The following is a 16,028-nucleotide window of genomic DNA, read 5'->3' on the forward strand; positions in this document are numbered from 1 at the left end:
GGCTAGTCCTTCTCGGGCGCTTGTACGGTGCCGAGCTTGCGGGAAAATTCCAGCATCTGCGGTGTGAAGCGCTCGGCGGTCCACAGTTCCGGCTCGTGGCCCGGCAGTGGGTCGTCACCGTACCGGAGGAAGAAGTCCTCCGGCCCTGCGGGTGTGAACAGGAAGACCATCTTGGTGTGGCGAGGGCTCCGGTTCTTGAAGCGGTGCCGTGTGCCACGAGGCACATAGATGAAGTCGCCGGCCTTCGCGGTGAGGATCGTCTCACCGTTCAGAAACTCCAGTTCACCCTCGATGAGGTAGAACGCTTCGTCGCTGTTCTCGTGCATGTGCGCGACCGGGCCGTTGCCGGGCGGGACAGTGGCGACGACGAAACTGAGTGCCCCGTGTGACTGCTCACCGCTGAGCTTGATGTTGTACTCGTCCCCGACGACCCACTTGACCGTGCCGTCGCTCTCGGGAACGTACATCGCGTCACTGCTGTACGTCTTCGATCCTGTCTCTGACAAGGGGATGGTCCTCTCTTACACGCTCCGCCTGTTGCGGACACGTATGGCGGCCGAAGTGGCGAGGTCGCGCCTGAGCCACCGGACGGATCATTGCTTGACTCGGCAAGTAATGCGCATGTCTGGCGGGTTGTCAAGTGGCTTACGGGGAGCGGTTGTGGGTGTTTCGCGAACCTTGGGGCGATTCCCGTGGGCCTGATGTGCAGCGCCGGGCGAGAGATTGATCCACCCAAGTGCTTGACTTGGCAAATATCATCCTGATTGTATGCTTGCTGAAGCAAGTAAATTGCCCTTGATCGTCTGTCCACCACCCCTCAGTCCGCACAGAGAGGCCCGTCCATGTCGCCTACGGCATCAGGAAACAGTTCGGCCCAGACCCATCTCCCCGTCCCCGCACACTGGATCGACGGGCACTCAGTTCCAGTGGAAGGACACGGGCTTGCCGTGGTCAACCCGGCCACGGGCGAGGTGATCGCTTCGGTCCCCGAGGGCACAGCGGAGGATGTCGACCGTGCGGTCGATGCGGCCGCGGCGGCCTTCGCCGACTGGTCGACGACCGACCTTGCGCATCGGATCGCTCTCATGCGCCGGGTGGCCGAGGGCCTGCAGACCCGGCAGGAGGAACTCGCCGCCGTCATCACGGCGGAGATCGGCGCGCCGATCTCGTTCTCCCGGCTGGCGCACGCGGGCTTCCCCGCCGAGGCCATAGCGGCGGCCATCACCGTGGCCGAGGAATACGTGTGGTCGGAGGAGGTGGGCAACTCCACCATCGTGCGTGAGCCGATCGGAGTCGTGGGAGCGATCACACCGTGGAACTTCCCCCTGCAGCAGGTCGTCAACAAGGTGGTCCCTGCTCTGCTGGCGGGCAACACCGTCGTTCTCAAGCCGTCCGAGGTGTCGCCGCTGTCGGCTCAGATATTCGCCGAGGTCACCGCACAAGCCGGCGTTCCGGCCGGTGTCTTCAACCTGGTGCACGGCACAGGAGCCGTCGTGGGTGAGGCGATCGCCCGCCACAGTGGCATCGCCATGGTGTCCTTCACCGGCTCCACCATGGCGGGCAAGCGCGTTGCCGCCGTCGCCGCCGACACCGTCAAGCGGGTGTCCCTGGAACTCGGAGGCAAGGCCGCGCTCGTCGTCCTGCCCGAGGCCGACCTGGACGAAGCCGTCAGCCAGGGCCTCGCCAATGCGTGGGTCAACGGCGGTCAGGCCTGCGGCGCCTGGACGCGGATGCTGGTTCCGGCCGAGGCGCACGACCGGGTGGTGGAGAAGCTGCGTGAAGCCGCCGCCGCGTACACGACGGGGGATCCCACTCGTGAGGAGACCGACCTGGGCCCCCTGGCCTCCGAAGCCCAGCGCCGACGGGTGAACGAGTACATCGAGAAGGGCATCGCCGACGGCGCCACGCTCGTGGTCGGGGGCCCGGACAGGCCGGAGGGCCTGGAAACCGGTGCCTACGTCAAGCCCACGATCTTCGCCGACGTGGATCCGGATTCCACCATCGCGCGGGAAGAGATCTTCGGGCCCGTCCTCACCGTCATCCCCTACACCGGCGACGACCAGGCCGTGGCCATCACCAACGACACCGTCTACGGCCTCAGCGCCGCGATCGCCGGCGACGGCGACCACGCACTGGCCCTGGCGCGACAGATCCGGGCCGGCCAGGTCATCATCAACGGCGGGCAGTACAACTTCATGGCTCCCTGGGGCGGGTACAAGCAGTCCGGGAACGGCCGGGAGAACGGTCGCGCCGGCTTCGAGGAATACCTCGAGACGAAGGCCATCAGCGTCTGACACTGTCACGGTCCTCCTGTCCCGCACTGCCGATCATGCGGGTACAGGAGACCGGCCGGTCTCACTCGGCTCCGCAGGTGACGCCGAGAACGCGGATGCTCCCCGCTCCACTCAGCGAAACCGAAGTGCACTCCCTCGCCGGACCTGCGCGCCGGCACCGCATCCGCGGTCGGGTGCGGAGAAATCTCGCGCAAGGCGGCACAGATCCGCGCCACCGCGCTGCCGCATCCATGAAGGGCGGCGCCCTGGGCCGGTTCCGGCACCACCGGGGTGGCTCACCGTCTCGGCAGAGAACTGTCAGCCGCTCCCCTCACCAGCTCGGAGAACGTTTCATGCCCCAGCCCACCGCACGAACCCGTCACCAGTTCGTCTTCGCCGTACTCGCCGTGGGCATCCTGGCCTTTTCCCTCCTGCAATCGCTGCTCACCCCGGTGCTGGTCACCTTGCAGGAGGAACTGCACACCAGCCGCTCCACGGTGACGTGGGTGCTGACCGCCTACCTTCTGTCCGCATCGGTCTTCACCCCGATCATGGGAAGGGTTGGCGACATCCTTGGCAAGAAGCCCGTCTTCGTGGCCGCCCTGGTGGCCCTCTCCCTAGGCGCCCTGCTGGCAGCGCTGGCCTGGAACGTCGCAGTGCTGATAGCCGCACGGGTCATCCAGGGCGTCGGGGGCGGGGTCCTCCCTCTGGCCTTCGGAGTACTCCGGGACGAGTTCCCACCGGAGAAGGTCTCCGGGGCGGTCGGGGCGATCGCCTCCCTGACGGCGGTCGGGGCCGGTACCGGGGTGGTGCTCGCGGGGCCGATCGTCAACACCCTGGACTATCACTGGCTGTTCTGGATCCCCATGGCCCTCACCGCCGTCGCCGCGGTCGCCGCCCACCTGGTGATCCCCAAATCCTCACCGCGCACCCCCGGGCGCATCAGCCCGCTACCCGCCCTGCTGCTGTCAGCATGGCTGGTGGCACTGCTCGTGGCACTCAGCAGAGCACCGAGTTGGGGCTGGGCCTCCGGGAAGACCATCGGCCTTCTCGTCTGCGCCGTCGTCGTCGCGGCGTCCTGGGTCCATGTGGAGAAGCGGTCCGCGGCTCCGCTGGTGGACATGCAGATGATGCGGCTTCCGGCGGTGTGGACCAACAATCTGGTCGGGCTGCTCATGGGCGTCAGCATGTACGCGCTCTTCGCCTTCGTGCCGCAGTTCGTCCAGACCCCCCGTTCCTCCGGCTACGGCTTCGGTGCCGGCGTCACCCAGTCGGGGCTGATCCTGCTTCCGCTCACCGTCATGATGTTCCTCAGCGGCATGGTCAGCGGCGGGATGACCGCACGGATCGGCGGCCGAGCCGTGATCGCGTGCGGTCTCCTGACCAGCCTTCTCGCTGTGGCCGTGCTCACCTTCGCGCACAGTGAGAAGTGGGAACTCTACGTCGCCACCGGGCTTTTGGGCGGAGGCTTCGGTCTCGCCTTCGCCGCGATGTCCAGCCTCATCGTCGGTGCCGTGCCGCCCGACCAGACCGGTGTCGCCAGTGGCATGAACACCAACATCCGCACCGTGGGCGGCTCCATAGGTGCCGCCCTGATGACCAGCGTCGTCACCACCGATCTCGCCCCGACGGGCCTGCCCCGGGAATCCGGCTACACCCACGGCTTCGGCATGCTCGGTGGAGCCCTCCTCATCGCGGTCCTCGCTGTCCTGCTGATGCCCCGGCCCAGCCGAAACAGTGGTACTCGTGTGTCCGCCCCCCCATTCTCGCCTCCCGTCGAAGCGGCACCGGCACCGACGACACCCGCCTCGTGAAGTCCGCCTCATGACGCAGCCGGAGACAGCACTCCAGCCGAGGAGGAAGAGACTCACCCGCCGTCAGCGGCGCGGTCCCTCACGCGGTGTCCAGTACGTCGTCCTCGTCGCGGCGGTGATCGCCTTCGCGGTCGCGGCCGACTGGGACCGGCTGCGCAACCAGCTCACCCAGCGTGCCCTCGCGGAGCACATGTTCCCGAAGTGATCACGCCGGCACCGAAGAACACCGTGCCGTGACCGAGGACCTCACGCCGCCGCAGCGGGTGCTCCGGCGCGGCAAGCCCGCCCGAGCAGGTCATCTCCCACCTCCGTCACGAACGCACCCTGGGCCTTCCTCTCCCTCCGGAAGGGGCCGGTGCTCGCGGTGCGGGCACCGGCCCCGTGGGTCATCAAAGGCCGAAGGCCCGGACGACAGTCTGCACGACGCCGCCGCCGTTGCGCTGCTTGGCCGTGACACGGACGGACACGTAGTCGGCTCGGTGCGGCGCGTTCAGGGATACGCGCCACGTGCCCTGCTTCTCCTTCAGGCCCTGGCGCTGCCAGGTGGCACCGTCGTCGTAGGAGATCTCGAGCCCGAGCGAGGACGGGGCGTCATGCGGGGCGTCGCTGCCGAGCACTACCGGCGTGATGGCGAAGCGCCCTGTCCGCTTGGCCCGCCCCTCGCTGTCCAGCACCGTTTCGTAGTCCAGCTGGACCAGCGGGACGGCCTGCACGCCCTCGGCGGCGCCGGAGGTGAAACTCCACTCGGTGCGGGTTCTGGTGGAGTAGGGGGAGATCGCGCCGTCGTGCTCGGTGTCGACGACCAGCCGGTAAGCGCGCTTCTCGGGTGCCAGGTCACCCACACTGAGCGTGGGCCAGCCTTCGACCTTGGTCAGTTGCCTGTCACCTTGGTAGAACGAGATCGCCTGGTACATGCCGGAACCGCCGCTGTGCGCGGAACCCGCGTCGCCGAATCCCTGGATGTAGGCGCTGAGTGCGTTCTCTCCCCGGAACGGGATCTCGTTGCCGATCAGGCGCGGCCGTGTGATGGGCCCGAACCAGCGGTCCTTGTGCACGCTGCCCGGCCGGTAGGTCAGCTGGTCGGTCTGGGAGTGCCCCCAGCCGTCCAGGGCGGCGGACTGCTGCCAGGTGATGCCGCTGCCCGCGGACACCCAGTCGGTGCGCCGCCCGGGGGCGACCGCCTCGACGGGCAGGGCGTTGGGTGACATGCCCTTGTACGGCGGGTAGTCGTAGACCGGGAAGTCCAGTCGCGACTCGGTGACCTGTCTTCCCGGAGGAGGTGCGAAGTCCAGGTCGATGCGGGCGAGCCTGCGGGGATCCGTCGTCGCGGACGGGTCCTCGGGCACTCGTCCGACGTGGTGGTCGACGAGGTCGTAGAGGTACTTCGGCGTGGGGTGTGCCTCGACAGCCAGCCGGATGGTGTGCTTGTGCGCGGCGGCGATCTTCTTGATCAGCTCGCTGCCCTGGTCCCTTGTCGTGGAGGCAACCGGAATCGGCCCCGCCGAGACGCCGTCGGGGCTGCCATACCAGTCGCTTCCGCGGCCGATGCCGTCGTTGACCACCAGGAGCAGCGCGGCACCGGCACCGTGCGCAGCCGCTGCCTGATCGGTGGGCGCCACCGCGTCGCTGCTGCGGACGACCACGGCTTTGCCCCGGACGGACAGGCCGGCGTATTCCGCCGGTGACCCGGTGCCGGCGAAGACGGCGTCCAGGCGCGAAGTGCCATCGGTCATCGGCCGGGATCCCGGTTGTACGACCGGGTCTTCGAGGTGGAGACCCGGGGCGTTGACCTGAAGAGGCGGCTGTTCGGCCCGGATCCTGGTGGCGAAGACGAAGCTGCCCTTCGTCACCTTGTCCCCGGTCGGCAATGCCCACAGGCTGTCGTACGTGGCGGAGGGGCGGATCCTTTCCCGCAGGGCACTGCCGTCACTGGGGGTCGGAGTGCTCGAGGTGAAGGAGCGGTACAGGTCGATCCTGCTGTGAACAACCGTCGTCGGGTGAGGCGTCGCCACCTTGACCTGCCGTGCCCGGGAGGCGTCGAGGCTCGCGTGCCGGTCGCCGGTCAGGTCCACTTCGGGAGCCGTGAGCACCGCGAGCCCGAGGGAGTGGCGTCCGTGAGTGCCTTGTACGTCCATCAGGGAGTGGACCATGTACGTACCGGGGGCCCAACGGCTGGTGTGTTTCCCGTCGGGGATCCACAGGAAGGTGGAGTGCCCGTCCGCACTCGTGATCTCGACCTCGCCGCTCACGGGACGGCCGGCGCGGTCCTTCAGGTCGATGGTGAGATTGTGCTTCTCGGATTCGACGGAGATGCCTACGGCCGTGTGCACTGCACCGGTTGCGTGCCGGGCCGTGACCTGGGCCGTGTACTGGCCTGCGGCAAGTCCTTTCGGGTCGACCACGATGCCGACCGTCGAGGTTCCGCGCGCCGGCACCGTGACATGGTCGGTCACGGTCGTGAACACCTCCGCCGGCGAGTCGCCGCCGGCAACGGAAAGACGCAACTCGACGGGACGGTCGGTGGTGTTGGTGTAGGTGATCTCGCGTTCGATCGGCTGGGGCCGCGTACTGGGCGGCCAAGGTACGAGTCCCGCGTCGACGGATCCGGTCGCGACGACCTGATCGTGGCGATAGGCGGCTGCCACGTCCAGCCGACCGGTGCCCGCCTGGTAAGGCGTGAATCTCGGGGTGGGCACGCTGGTGCTCATCAGCGTGTCCTTGATCTGCCGCCCGGTCCACTGCGGGTGCTTCTGCGCCAGCACAGCCGCCGCCCCAGCTACATGAGGCGTCGCCATCGAGGTGCCGCTGTTCGAGTGGTAGTAGCCCTCGCCCCAGCTCATGTACTGGGAGCGCGCCGCCAGCACGTCCACGCCGGGAGCGGTCAGGTCGGGCTTGAGGGCGTCGTCGTTCATACGCGGTCCGGCACTGGAGAACTCGGCGAGCCGATCGGCCGTGTCCACCGCGCCGACGGTGAGCGCGGCGTCCGCCGTTCCCGGCGCGGCGAGGCTGTGCGGGCCAGGACCGTCATTGCCCGCGGCGACGACGAAGAGCGCGCCTGTCTCCGCACTGAGCCGGTTCACGGCCTGGCTCATCGGGTCGTCCTGGGTGTGCCAACCACTGACGCCGAGGCTCATGCTGATCACCTTGGCATGCTGGGTGCGCGCCGCCCACTCCATGCCCGCGATGATTCCCGACACGGCGCCGGACCCGGAGTCGCCGAGCACCTTGGCCACCAGCAGGTCGGCGTCGGGGGCTACTCCCCGTTCCTTGCCGCCGGATGCGGCTCCCGTGCCGACGGCGGTGGATGCGGTGTGGGTGCCGTGTCCGTTGCGGTCGACGACGTCCTCACCGGGGACGAAGCTGCGCGACGCCACGATGCGGTCCGCGAGGTCTGGATGGGTGGTGTCCACCCCGCTGTCCAGGACGGCCACCCGCACCCCGGGGCCGGTGCCTCCGGCGGCCCATGCGTCGGGGGCGCCGATCTGCGCAGTGGTGTCGGCGAGGGTCGCCTGTGCCTTGCTGTCGAGCCACACTCGGTCGACGTCGGCGGTGAAGCGTGGTGGTGCGCCAGAGGTGTCGGGGACGTCAACGGTCCTGCCCGCCGACGACCGGCCCGCGTCGGGTTCGCGGCCCGTCAGAGCCGACCAGAAGGCCGCGGCCTCGGACCGGCTGGTGCGGACGGCTTCGCCGTGCACGGAAGGAAGCCTCAGCGTGGTCTCGGCGCCCGGCAGCGTGGCGTTGGGCGGGACTGGTGGCTGCGGTGTGACGCCCCGCTTCAGCGCAGGAGAGTTCTTGGTGTGCGTCAGGATCAGAGGGAGTGCCTCGGAGTGGGCGTCGTCGTAGCCCTGTGCTGCCAATTGCGTGACGTTGAAGAGCTGCTTGTCGAGCCGGCCGGTGGCGATGTAGGGCACCGCGTCGTCGGGGTAGACGTAAGTGTCGCCGTCCTCGGTGGCGATGCGCACCGACCCCTGTGCGCCGGGTGGGCGCCGGACGTCCACCGAGGGGGCCGTCCGGCGAGGCGTCTGAGACATCGTCACCTTGTCGCCCGTGATCAGCGTTACTTCGAGGGGCGCACGGTGCGGGCCGCCGGGCTCGGCCGTCGTCACCGTGTTCGGTCGGGGAGGAGGAGCAGCGTGTGCCGTCACAGGCGTGATCATGGTGGCCGCAAGGACGGCGGCGAGCGATGCGGTCGATCTTCGAGTGGAGGATATGCGCACGGGATCTCCAGAGTTGATGATTGATCAAATCCGATCACCCTGGAGCAACCGTGTAAAGCACTTGACTTGACAATTATATTGGGTAGGGTGTCGCCACGAGGAGTCCGGCCTCGGGGAATTGTGTCGTGACATCCGCTGTCCGGGGTGCGCGGAGCAGGTGTGGGCTCACCACCGTACAAGCAGTGGCCGCCTGGGGTGCGGATCGCGGCGCAGGTCAGGGACAGGTGGGGCAGTGGGATCCCTGGCTCGTATTGGCACACCGGCAGTGCGCAGCGCGACCGTTGTAGGGATGGCTGAGCTACGGTAGGCCGGTCACTTACGGATTGACGGGGCTCTGCCGGGGGATGCGACGTCCGCCTTCTCCTTGCCGGGCGCCAACGACCGTCGGCCACACAGAGCGGGGGCTTCCGGTGAGCTGGATCGACAGGATGAGAAGGCGGGTCCTACCCGTTGCGGCGGTGTGCGGGCTGGTGGCGGGTGCCATGTTCGGTGGGGCGGGTGCCGCGTCGGCGACCGACCCGGCCGACGCTCCCGCCGGCTATGCCGGTCCGTTCTCGTCGTGCAAGGGGACTGCGGTCACACGCATGCCTCTGTCGGACGGGGTGGGGTACCTCCAGGTCTGGTACGACGACGCGGGCAGCGGTACCTACTGCGCGATGACCTTCGACAACCGGTCCGGATCGCACAACATGGAGATCCGCGTACGCCGCTACGTCTGGCAGACGTCCTGGTACGACAGGGGCTACTACTCGACCTTCGCCGGAGGCGTCTACGTCTCCGGCGCCAACACCTACTGCGCTGAAGTCACCGGATGGGTGGAGGTCAACGGCACCAGGTACTCCGGGGGCGGCAGAGTCGGCTGCGACAATTGAGCGGTTCTTTCCAGCGGCGCAGTCAGTGCCCTCATAACCGGTCGGTCCCCTCCCGTAGGGCGGACAGCGGGCGTGAATCGTGAGCGACGGTGCGGCATCGACGCCGTGGGTGGTGCGGTGGTTTCGTAGCGGAACCGTTGCGTGACGTAGCGGAGGCGGCGAAGACCAGTCGGTACGCTCCCCTTTGGCCACCCGGCTCCGGAGTGGGCCGGACTGCTGCCAACCGAAAACAGGGGATGGGTCATCATGAGCAGCACACCTTCTGCCAGCCTTTTCAAGCCACTTCAGGAGGGCGACCCGGGTGATGTAGGCGGCTACCGCCTCGCGGCCGTGCTCGGCACGGGAGGCATGGGCAAGGTGTACCTCTCCTACACGCCGGGCGGCCGGCCCATCGCCCTCAAGGTGATCCGGCCCGAGTTCAGTGAGGACCCTGAATTCCGGAGACGGTTCAAGCAAGAGGTGCAAGCGGCACAGCGGGTGCAGGGACTGTACACGGCGCCGGTCATCGACTTCGACACCGACGGCGCTCAACCCTGGCTCGCCACCGCCTACGTGCCGGGCCCTTCCCTCGCGCACGCCGTGGCCCAGCACGGCGGACTGCCGCTGCGCAGTGTGCTGCTGTTGACGGTGGGGGTGGCCGAGGCGCTCACCGTAATCCACGGGGCGGGGATCGTGCACCGGGATCTGAAGCCCGCCAACGTACTTCTGGCCTCCGACGGTCCTCGCGTCATCGATTTCGGAATCGCCCGCGCGGCCGACACGACTGCGCTGACCGGCACCGGCGTCAGCGTCGGCACCCCGGCCTTCATGGCACCTGAGCAGGCGTCGGCCGGTACGGTCACCCCCGCCACCGATGTCTTCGCTCTGGGGCAGATCGCGGCTTTCGCCGCGATCGGTTCCCCCGCCTACGGCGAAGGCTCCTCGCACGCGGTGCTCTACCGGATCGTGCACGAGGACCCCGACCTGTCCCGCCTGCCGACCGAGCTGCTGCCCATGGTGACCCGCTGCCTGAGCCGTGAGCCCGCCGACCGGCCGAGTCTGACCGAGATCATCGGGCTGTGCCACGAACTGTCGCCCACCGCACTGCACCAGGGCGAGGACTGGCTGCCGCAGACGGTCGCCGACTCGATCACCGAGCGGCTCCGACTGCCCGGACCAGCCAGGACCCCGCAGCCGATGCCCACCGTCGCTCCGACACCGACCGAGGTCTCACCGTCGACTCCGCCGCCCGGCACGGTGGACCCGTACGCGCCGACCGGGTTGGCCACGCCGTCCGCGCCGGGTGCTCCGGGGCCGGTGCGCCCCCGGGCACCTGAGCCTCCTGCGCCAGGTCACCACACCGCGACGCCCGGCTACCCCGCGAACCACACGCCGCCGCCCGTCACCCACCAGCCTTCCGCTCCGCAGGTACGCCAGAAGTCCAGGCGGACAGGGCTGATCGTGGCCGCGTCGGTCGTGGGCACGCTGGTCGTCCTGGGAGTCATCGGCTCCCTGCTCTCGGACGGAGGCGGCAAGGAGGAGAACAAGGGGGCCGGCGCCCCCGCCACCAGCAGCGGCCCCACGGGTGGTGACGGAGGCGCGGGCGCGGGACAACAGAGGAAGGACCCGAAGCCCGTGTCCTACCAGGGCATCGATCTGACAGACGGTTATCAGCTTATGCTCGCCGACAACCCGCCACGCCCCGTGCAGAGCGAGGACGCGGCGTACGACGGCGGTGATCTCTACTTCAAGGTCGTCAACTTCCTGGACGAGTCATCGATCGGCACCGACAACGGCAAACTCGTCCTGCTGGACAACGCACGGAAGGGCTCGCTGGAGACCTGCCGCACGGAGACGCGCTACACCGAGAAGATCGACCTCGACCAGCTCACCCAAGGGTCGCAGATCTGCGTTCTCAGCGACGCGGGTCATGTGGCGGTGGCCACCTACCGCGGCAGGTCGAGCGAGAGCGACCCCGGCTCCTACGTCACCCTCGACCTGCAGATCTGGCGCAACGCGCAGGAGACGGACGGAAATTGAACCTGTCACCGGCGCAGTGTGGGGCCTCCGCCGGTCGGAAGACGACCAGGCGGGGCCGTGGCTGCCGGAATTCACATTGTGGTCGACTACCTGCTGTGGTCCGTCCTCGCCGGTGTCCCTCTCCCGGTAGCGGCCGACAGTAGCTCGTTCCGGACACTCGTCACCTCTCACTCATTGCGTACGTGCAGTCGGTCGATCGATTCGAAGGTCGGTTCAGTGGTGTGCGTGGCGGCCGGCGATGGCGGCGAGCCGGAGCTTCGTCCCGTCATGGCTGCCGGGCGAGGCGGCCATGATGACGGTCTTGAGATCGGAGCCGCCGTCGGTCAGGACGACGTCGCGGTTCACGGTCACCGGGCCACCGGCAGGTGGTCGATCGTCTCGTGGTCCTCGCGGTGTGCGACCACAGCTCCGGTCGCCCACAGCTCGGCGAACCTCCTGTTGCCCGCGTTCTGGTCGCGGATCAGCGCGGCCAGGCGCTTGTCGCGCGGCAAGCGGCCGGAGGCACGGCGCAGGTCCGTCGACGGCGGCATCGGTGGCGTCAGGGTCCGCTTCCGCCACAGGCCACGCCGCGAGGCGGGCGGGGCAAAAGCGAACGGCGCCGTCGGGCCCCCATCGTCGGCTTACGCCGCTCCGGCCGGCCTTCCGTGACCCGGAACGTTGCGGCAGGTAGGGCCCTCTCTGGCTGCCTTGATCCCTGCCGAGCAGGTGACGCGGACCGAGTCTGCTCTCGTCCGTCCAGGAGAGGGTTGCCCCTCGTTCTACCGGCGGTAGAATCCCCGCTATGGGCAAGCCGACGAGTATCAAGACCAGCGAAGATGTACGTGACCGGCTGCGCGTCCTTGCCGAGGAGCGCGGTACGACGATCACCGAGCTCCTGGCGGAGCTGGCTTCCCGGGAGCTCACAGAAGCGGAACGGGAGCAGCGTGCCGTCGAAGCGGCCCGCGAGCTGGGTGTCGAGTACACCGAGCAGGTCCGGCGGGCTGGTCAGGACGCCTGGGCCAAGGTCCGGGCGCACCAGGGCGGCGCCGCCGCGTGAATCTGACGGCCGTCCTCGACCACACCGCTCTGGCCGCTCTGTACAGGGCGGATTCGTTCTTCACAGGTCTCTACATCGAGGCCTCGCGCGGCACGGGGCGGGTCCTCGTCCCCTCGCTGGCCGTCGTCGCTGCCGATCGAGAGGCCGCTGGTGTGGGGAAGTACGCGGCATCCCTGCGGTTCGCGGAGAGCGTTGCGTTCACCGCTGAGCATGCCAAGGACTCCCTGAACTGGGGGGACGTGGACTGGCCGGTGGCCCACGCGGCGGCGGTCGCATGGCATGCGGCGAGAGCGGGGGAGCCGCTGATTGTCTTGTCGCTGCGCCCCCAGCTCTACACGGCTACCGGGATCACCCCGCTTGATCCCACCTGATCGACTGCCCGGAACCGGCGCGCCGGTTCCGGGCAGTCCGCCATCTTTTGCTGCCGCGGCGAGACGCCAACGGAACCGGTGCCAGGATCGTGAGACAGCGCACTGATTGTTGAGGACGATCCGGAGGCCGGCTGGCGCTGGCGGCGTCAAGCCGGCCTGTCCTCAGATCGCGAGGGCTCCGCCGTCCACGGGCAGGAGTACACCGTGGATGTGTGACGCGTCTTCACTGGCGAGGAAGATCACGGCCGCGGCGGTGTCGTGCACGCTGCCCGTGCGCCTGTCCGGGTTGCTCTCGGCGAGCTTCTCCAGCAGGGGGCGGAGTTCATCGTTCGACTCCGTGAGGGTGGGCCCGGGGGCGACGGTGTTCACCCGCACACCGTCGGCGGCCAGCTCCGCGGCCCATGACCTCGTCAGCGAATGCAGGCCGGCCTTGCTGGCGCCGTACAGCGACGTGAACTTGATTCCCTCCACGCCGCCGATCGAGCCCATGTTGATCACGGAGCCGCCGCCGTTCTCCACCATGCCGGGCACCAGGGCTGCTGTCAGGAGATACGGGGCCTTGATGTTGACCTCCAGTACCTGGTCGATCTGCTCCTCGGTCGACTCGGTCATGGGGTGGGGCGGCACGAGGTAGGCCGCATTGTTGACCAGGACGTCGATCGGTCGGCCTGCCAAGGCCGTCGCCTCCCGTGCGAGGCGGCGGATCTCGGAGCCACCCGCAGAGAGGTCTGCCTCGACGAAGTGGGCGACGCCGCCCTCCGCGACGATTCCGTCGACTACCCGGGCGCCGCGCTCCGCCCCGAGTCCGGTCACGACGACGATGGCGCCCTCACGGGCCATCGCCTCCGCGACACCGCGCCCGATTCCACTCGTCGAGCCTGTGACCAGTGCAGCGCGCCCTTTGAGACGATTCATGCCAGTACCTCCGGTTGTACGGTGATATCGATGAAGTGGAACGTTGATCTTCGCTGAACCCCATCCATAATTGCTTGCAGGAGCAAGTATATCAAGATAATTGCTTAAGCAAGTAGTCCGCCGTGGCTTGAGCGGTCGTCCGAGCGGAAGCCGGTGTGCTGCACCAAGACATCGCCATGGTCGCTGTTGCCGCCGCCATTCATACGCGATTCGTACGTGAAACGTACGGGTCTCGTACGTTTCACGGGTAGGGTGGCGGTCAGGAGGTTCCATGTCCGAGTTGTTCGACGCTGTCGACGCCCTGCTCGCGTCCCGCGCCGTGCTGCCGCCACCGGCGGAGCGCAAGCGGCTGCGCACCGCACACGGCCTGACGATTGATGAAGTGGCCACCGCGCTTAAGGTGCGCCGGGCCACGGTGTCCGGCTGGGAGAACGGCAAGACAGAGCCCCGCCCGCCTGAGCGCGATGCCTACGCCCGGCTGCTGGACAAGCTCGCGGAGCTCTACCCCACCGACGCCACTGCCGCGCCGGTTCAGGACGCGGTGGTCACGCCCACGTTCCCTGCCGCGCCTGCCCCGGCGGAAACGCGGACGCTGTCGACAGGGGCGGCGTCCGAAGCTGCGGCCAGGACTGCAACCGAGAACCTCCAGACCCCTGCCCCTGTCGCCGCTGCTCCGGCCGCCGCGACCCGCCCGGCGCGCACCACCAGGGCGTCGTCGACGTCGCGCCGCCCGGGTGGGAGGAAGGCGACCCCGGCCGGCACCCCGGCGGGCGGCACCGACCCGCGGTTCGAGAACGGCCCGCTGGCGGTCGTCGACGTCGAGGACGGGCGGGTGCTGGCGTACTGCACCGGCGGCCTGGTCCTGGACGTGCCCGCGAAGAGTATCCCGGCCCTGGTCGACTGGACGCTGCGCGAGGCCAAGCTCGGACAGCCGAAACTCGCCGGGCCTGGCAAGGACGCCGACCCACTGATCGTGCTCACCGGGGCCGCGTTGGAGCGCTACGGCCTGCCCGTCACGCTCACGGAGGAGGAGCGCCTTGCCGGGCGCCTACCGGAGGGCCACAAGGTCATCAAGCAGCTCGCGCGCGCGGAGTGGAAGCTGACCAAGCGCGGATTCGGGCCGTGGGCCAGGATCTACCGCCCCGCGACCGGCTCGGAGCGGGCCTGCGTGCAGCTGTGCATCCCCTCCTGGAACGCGCTGGACATCCGGCACTGGGGCGAGGCCGGGCAGCTCCCTCCGGCCGAACTCGCCCGCGTCCTGGGCGTGTACGCCTCCCGGGTCATGACGCCGCGCGGCTCCACGGCGGTGACCGGCTTGGAGCTGATGACCGCGCTGCACCCGCCGACCCGGGCCTCCGAACCGGACGCCGACGGCAAGCGGCACTCCGAGCACAACCCCGGCAGCCTGGGCAAGGAACCGGTCGACCCGGCGCCCTGCGAGGCCCCCGACGGCCACCCCGTCCTCAAGAACATGCCCCGTTTCCACGTACGGGGTCCGGCGGAAAAGCTGTTCGAGGAGGCGTACGACTGGGCGCGGCCGATGACCGATGCGGAGTGCACCCTGCGGCACCTGGTCGGCATCGACGTCAACATGGCCTTCGCGGCCGGCGCCAACGGTCTGAACGTCGGACTCGGTGAGGCGACGCACGTCAAGGCCCCGGCGTTCGATGCGAAGCTGCCCGGCTCGTGGCTGGTCGACCTGTCCCATGTCGACCTGTCCCACGTGAAGGTCGGCAAGGGGTGGGTGGAGCTGGACGGCAGCCTGCTGCCGAGCCCCTTCACGCCGAAGGGCGAGTGTCCTGAGGGGCCGGCCTGGTACGCGACGCCCACCGTCGCGTACGCGGTGGAGCTTGGCTACGAGGTGCGCCCGCTGGAGGCGTGGGTCCGGTACGACAGCGGCCGCTATCTGGACGGCTGGTACCAGCGGCTCCGTGACGCCTACCTTGCCACGATGGCCGACCTCGGAGTCGACGCCGACCTCACCCCGGCCGACTTCCTCGCCGCGATGGACGGCTACAAGGACCACGACCCGGACCTTGCGATCGTCGTCTCGGCGATCAAGGCGACGGTCAAGGGCGGCCTGGGCAAACTGCGCGAGCGGCCGCGCGGTGAGGGATGGAAGCCCGGGCAGCCGTGGCGCGCCTTGTCCCGCCCGACGTGGCGGCCGGACATCCGCGCCGCGGTCATCTCCCGCACCCGGATCAACCTGCACCGCAAAATCGTCAAGCACGCGGCTTTCACCGGCCAGTACCCCGTCGCGATCCTGTCCGACTGTGTTGTTTACGCCTCGTCGGGGCCGAGCCCGCTGGACTTCCTGCCCTACCGCGACGGCAAGCCGCTGCCCGGCGGTTTCAAGCTTGGCATCAACCCCGGCCTGGTCAAGCACGAGGGCACCCAGAGCGTTCTGTGGGGCGAAGAGGTCCGCGAGCGGTTCAACGCACCCGACCTCAACCTCGCCCGCTACATCAAGGACGGCACCGTCACCGACATCGACAACGGAGAGTAGGAGTA

12 protein-coding genes and 1 pseudogene are annotated in these 16,028 nt (G+C 68.7%); 8 read left to right on the forward strand and 5 right to left on the reverse strand.

Annotation, left to right across the window (positions count from 1 at the left end; all coding sequences use genetic code 11):
* Window positions 1-2 precede the first annotated feature (2 nt).
* Window positions 3-506, reverse strand: coding sequence for a cupin domain-containing protein (locus F3L20_RS32180; protein WP_150157641.1), 504 nt, complete (start codon window positions 504-506; stop codon window positions 3-5).
* Between the two features lie 336 nt (window positions 507-842).
* On the opposite strand from F3L20_RS32180, the gene F3L20_RS32185 reads away from it, so the two are divergent.
* From F3L20_RS32185 to F3L20_RS32195, 3 genes and pseudogenes are all read left to right on the forward strand, one after another.
* Window positions 843-2,294: an aldehyde dehydrogenase family protein gene (locus F3L20_RS32185; RefSeq protein ID WP_150157642.1), complete on the forward strand. Its 1,452-nt coding sequence runs from the start codon at window positions 843-845 to the stop codon at window positions 2,292-2,294.
* Between the two features lie 332 nt (window positions 2,295-2,626).
* A complete protein-coding gene (locus tag F3L20_RS32190) occupies window positions 2,627-4,087 on the forward strand; it encodes an MFS transporter (RefSeq protein WP_150157643.1) in 1,461 nt (486 codons plus the stop codon).
* A gap of 10 nt (window positions 4,088-4,097) precedes the next feature.
* Window positions 4,098-4,318: pseudogene (locus F3L20_RS32195) on the forward strand (amino acid ABC transporter permease); the annotation flags it as partial.
* Window positions 4,319-4,476: 158 nt separating this feature from the next.
* Here F3L20_RS32195 and F3L20_RS32200 read toward each other — a convergent pair.
* Entirely contained in the window at window positions 4,477-8,118 is a 3,642-nt protein-coding gene (locus F3L20_RS32200) for a S8 family peptidase (RefSeq protein WP_240811015.1), read from the reverse strand.
* Window positions 8,119-8,888: 770 nt separating this feature from the next.
* Between F3L20_RS32200 and F3L20_RS32205 the strand changes: the two genes are divergently transcribed.
* Together F3L20_RS32205 and F3L20_RS32210 are read left to right on the forward strand one after the other, a co-directional pair.
* On the forward strand, window positions 8,889-9,176 hold the full coding sequence (locus tag F3L20_RS32205) for a hypothetical protein (protein ID WP_150157644.1): 288 nt from the start codon (window positions 8,889-8,891) through the stop codon (window positions 9,174-9,176).
* 246 nt (window positions 9,177-9,422) lie between these two features.
* Window positions 9,423-11,195: a serine/threonine-protein kinase gene (locus F3L20_RS32210; RefSeq protein ID WP_150157645.1), complete on the forward strand. Its 1,773-nt coding sequence runs from the start codon at window positions 9,423-9,425 to the stop codon at window positions 11,193-11,195.
* A 213-nt stretch (window positions 11,196-11,408) separates the two neighbouring features.
* Here the strand turns inward: F3L20_RS32210 and F3L20_RS35020 are convergent, their stop codons facing one another.
* Both F3L20_RS35020 and F3L20_RS35025 read right to left on the reverse strand, forming a co-directional pair.
* Window positions 11,409-11,546, reverse strand: a complete 138-nt coding sequence (locus F3L20_RS35020) for a hypothetical protein (RefSeq protein ID WP_240811016.1) — start codon at window positions 11,544-11,546, stop codon at window positions 11,409-11,411.
* Entirely contained in the window at window positions 11,543-11,725 is a 183-nt protein-coding gene (locus F3L20_RS35025; protein ID WP_240811017.1) for a hypothetical protein, read from the reverse strand. Before F3L20_RS35025 ends, F3L20_RS35020 begins: the two co-directional genes overlap by 4 nt.
* A gap of 251 nt (window positions 11,726-11,976) precedes the next feature.
* Here F3L20_RS35025 and F3L20_RS32220 point away from each other — a divergent pair, with 251 nt between their 5' ends.
* Both F3L20_RS32220 and F3L20_RS32225 read left to right on the forward strand, forming a co-directional pair.
* Window positions 11,977-12,231 (forward strand): hypothetical protein, encoded by a 255-nt coding sequence (locus F3L20_RS32220; RefSeq protein WP_145828843.1) that lies wholly within the window; start codon window positions 11,977-11,979, stop codon window positions 12,229-12,231.
* Entirely contained in the window at window positions 12,228-12,602 is a 375-nt protein-coding gene (locus F3L20_RS32225; protein WP_167534737.1) for a hypothetical protein, read from the forward strand. The genes F3L20_RS32220 and F3L20_RS32225 overlap by 4 nt, the downstream gene beginning before the upstream one ends.
* 162 nt (window positions 12,603-12,764) lie before the next feature.
* On the opposite strand, the gene F3L20_RS32230 is transcribed toward F3L20_RS32225, so the two are convergent.
* The gene (locus F3L20_RS32230; protein WP_150157646.1) at window positions 12,765-13,517 is read right to left on the reverse strand and encodes an SDR family NAD(P)-dependent oxidoreductase; all 753 of its coding nucleotides are present in this window, start codon (window positions 13,515-13,517) and stop codon (window positions 12,765-12,767) included.
* Between the two features lie 271 nt (window positions 13,518-13,788).
* Here F3L20_RS32230 and tap point away from each other — a divergent pair, with 271 nt between their 5' ends.
* Window positions 13,789-16,023 carry a telomere-associated protein Tap gene (gene tap / locus F3L20_RS32235; protein WP_150157647.1) on the forward strand — a complete coding sequence of 745 codons (2,235 nt, stop codon included), beginning with the start codon at window positions 13,789-13,791 and terminating at the stop codon, window positions 16,021-16,023.
* Window positions 16,024-16,028 lie beyond the last annotated feature (5 nt).

The sequence above is a fragment of the Streptomyces tendae genome, from assembly GCF_008632955.1.
Taxonomy (GTDB): Bacteria; Actinomycetota; Actinomycetes; order Streptomycetales; family Streptomycetaceae; genus Streptomyces.

What these genes read in the sequence shown, in the direction of transcription:
- F3L20_RS32185 (WP_150157642.1), top strand. Translation starts at nt 843, where the DNA reads ATGTCGCCTACGGCATCAGGAAACAGTTCGGCCCAGACCCATCTCCCC.
- F3L20_RS32190 (WP_150157643.1), top strand. Translation starts at nt 2,627, where the DNA reads ATGCCCCAGCCCACCGCACGAACCCGTCACCAGTTCGTCTTCGCCGTA.
- F3L20_RS32200 (WP_240811015.1), bottom strand. Translation starts at nt 8,118, where the DNA reads ATGTCTCAGACGCCTCGCCGGACGGCCCCCTCGGTGGACGTCCGGCGC.
- F3L20_RS32205 (WP_150157644.1), top strand. Translation starts at nt 8,889, where the DNA reads ATGCCTCTGTCGGACGGGGTGGGGTACCTCCAGGTCTGGTACGACGAC.
- F3L20_RS32210 (WP_150157645.1), top strand. Translation starts at nt 9,423, where the DNA reads ATGAGCAGCACACCTTCTGCCAGCCTTTTCAAGCCACTTCAGGAGGGC.
- F3L20_RS35025 (WP_240811017.1), bottom strand. Translation starts at nt 11,725, where the DNA reads ATGCCGCCGTCGACGGACCTGCGCCGTGCCTCCGGCCGCTTGCCGCGC.
- F3L20_RS32220 (WP_145828843.1), top strand. Translation starts at nt 11,977, where the DNA reads ATGGGCAAGCCGACGAGTATCAAGACCAGCGAAGATGTACGTGACCGG.
- F3L20_RS32230 (WP_150157646.1), bottom strand. Translation starts at nt 13,517, where the DNA reads ATGAATCGTCTCAAAGGGCGCGCTGCACTGGTCACAGGCTCGACGAGT.
- tap (WP_150157647.1), top strand. Translation starts at nt 13,789, where the DNA reads ATGTCCGAGTTGTTCGACGCTGTCGACGCCCTGCTCGCGTCCCGCGCC.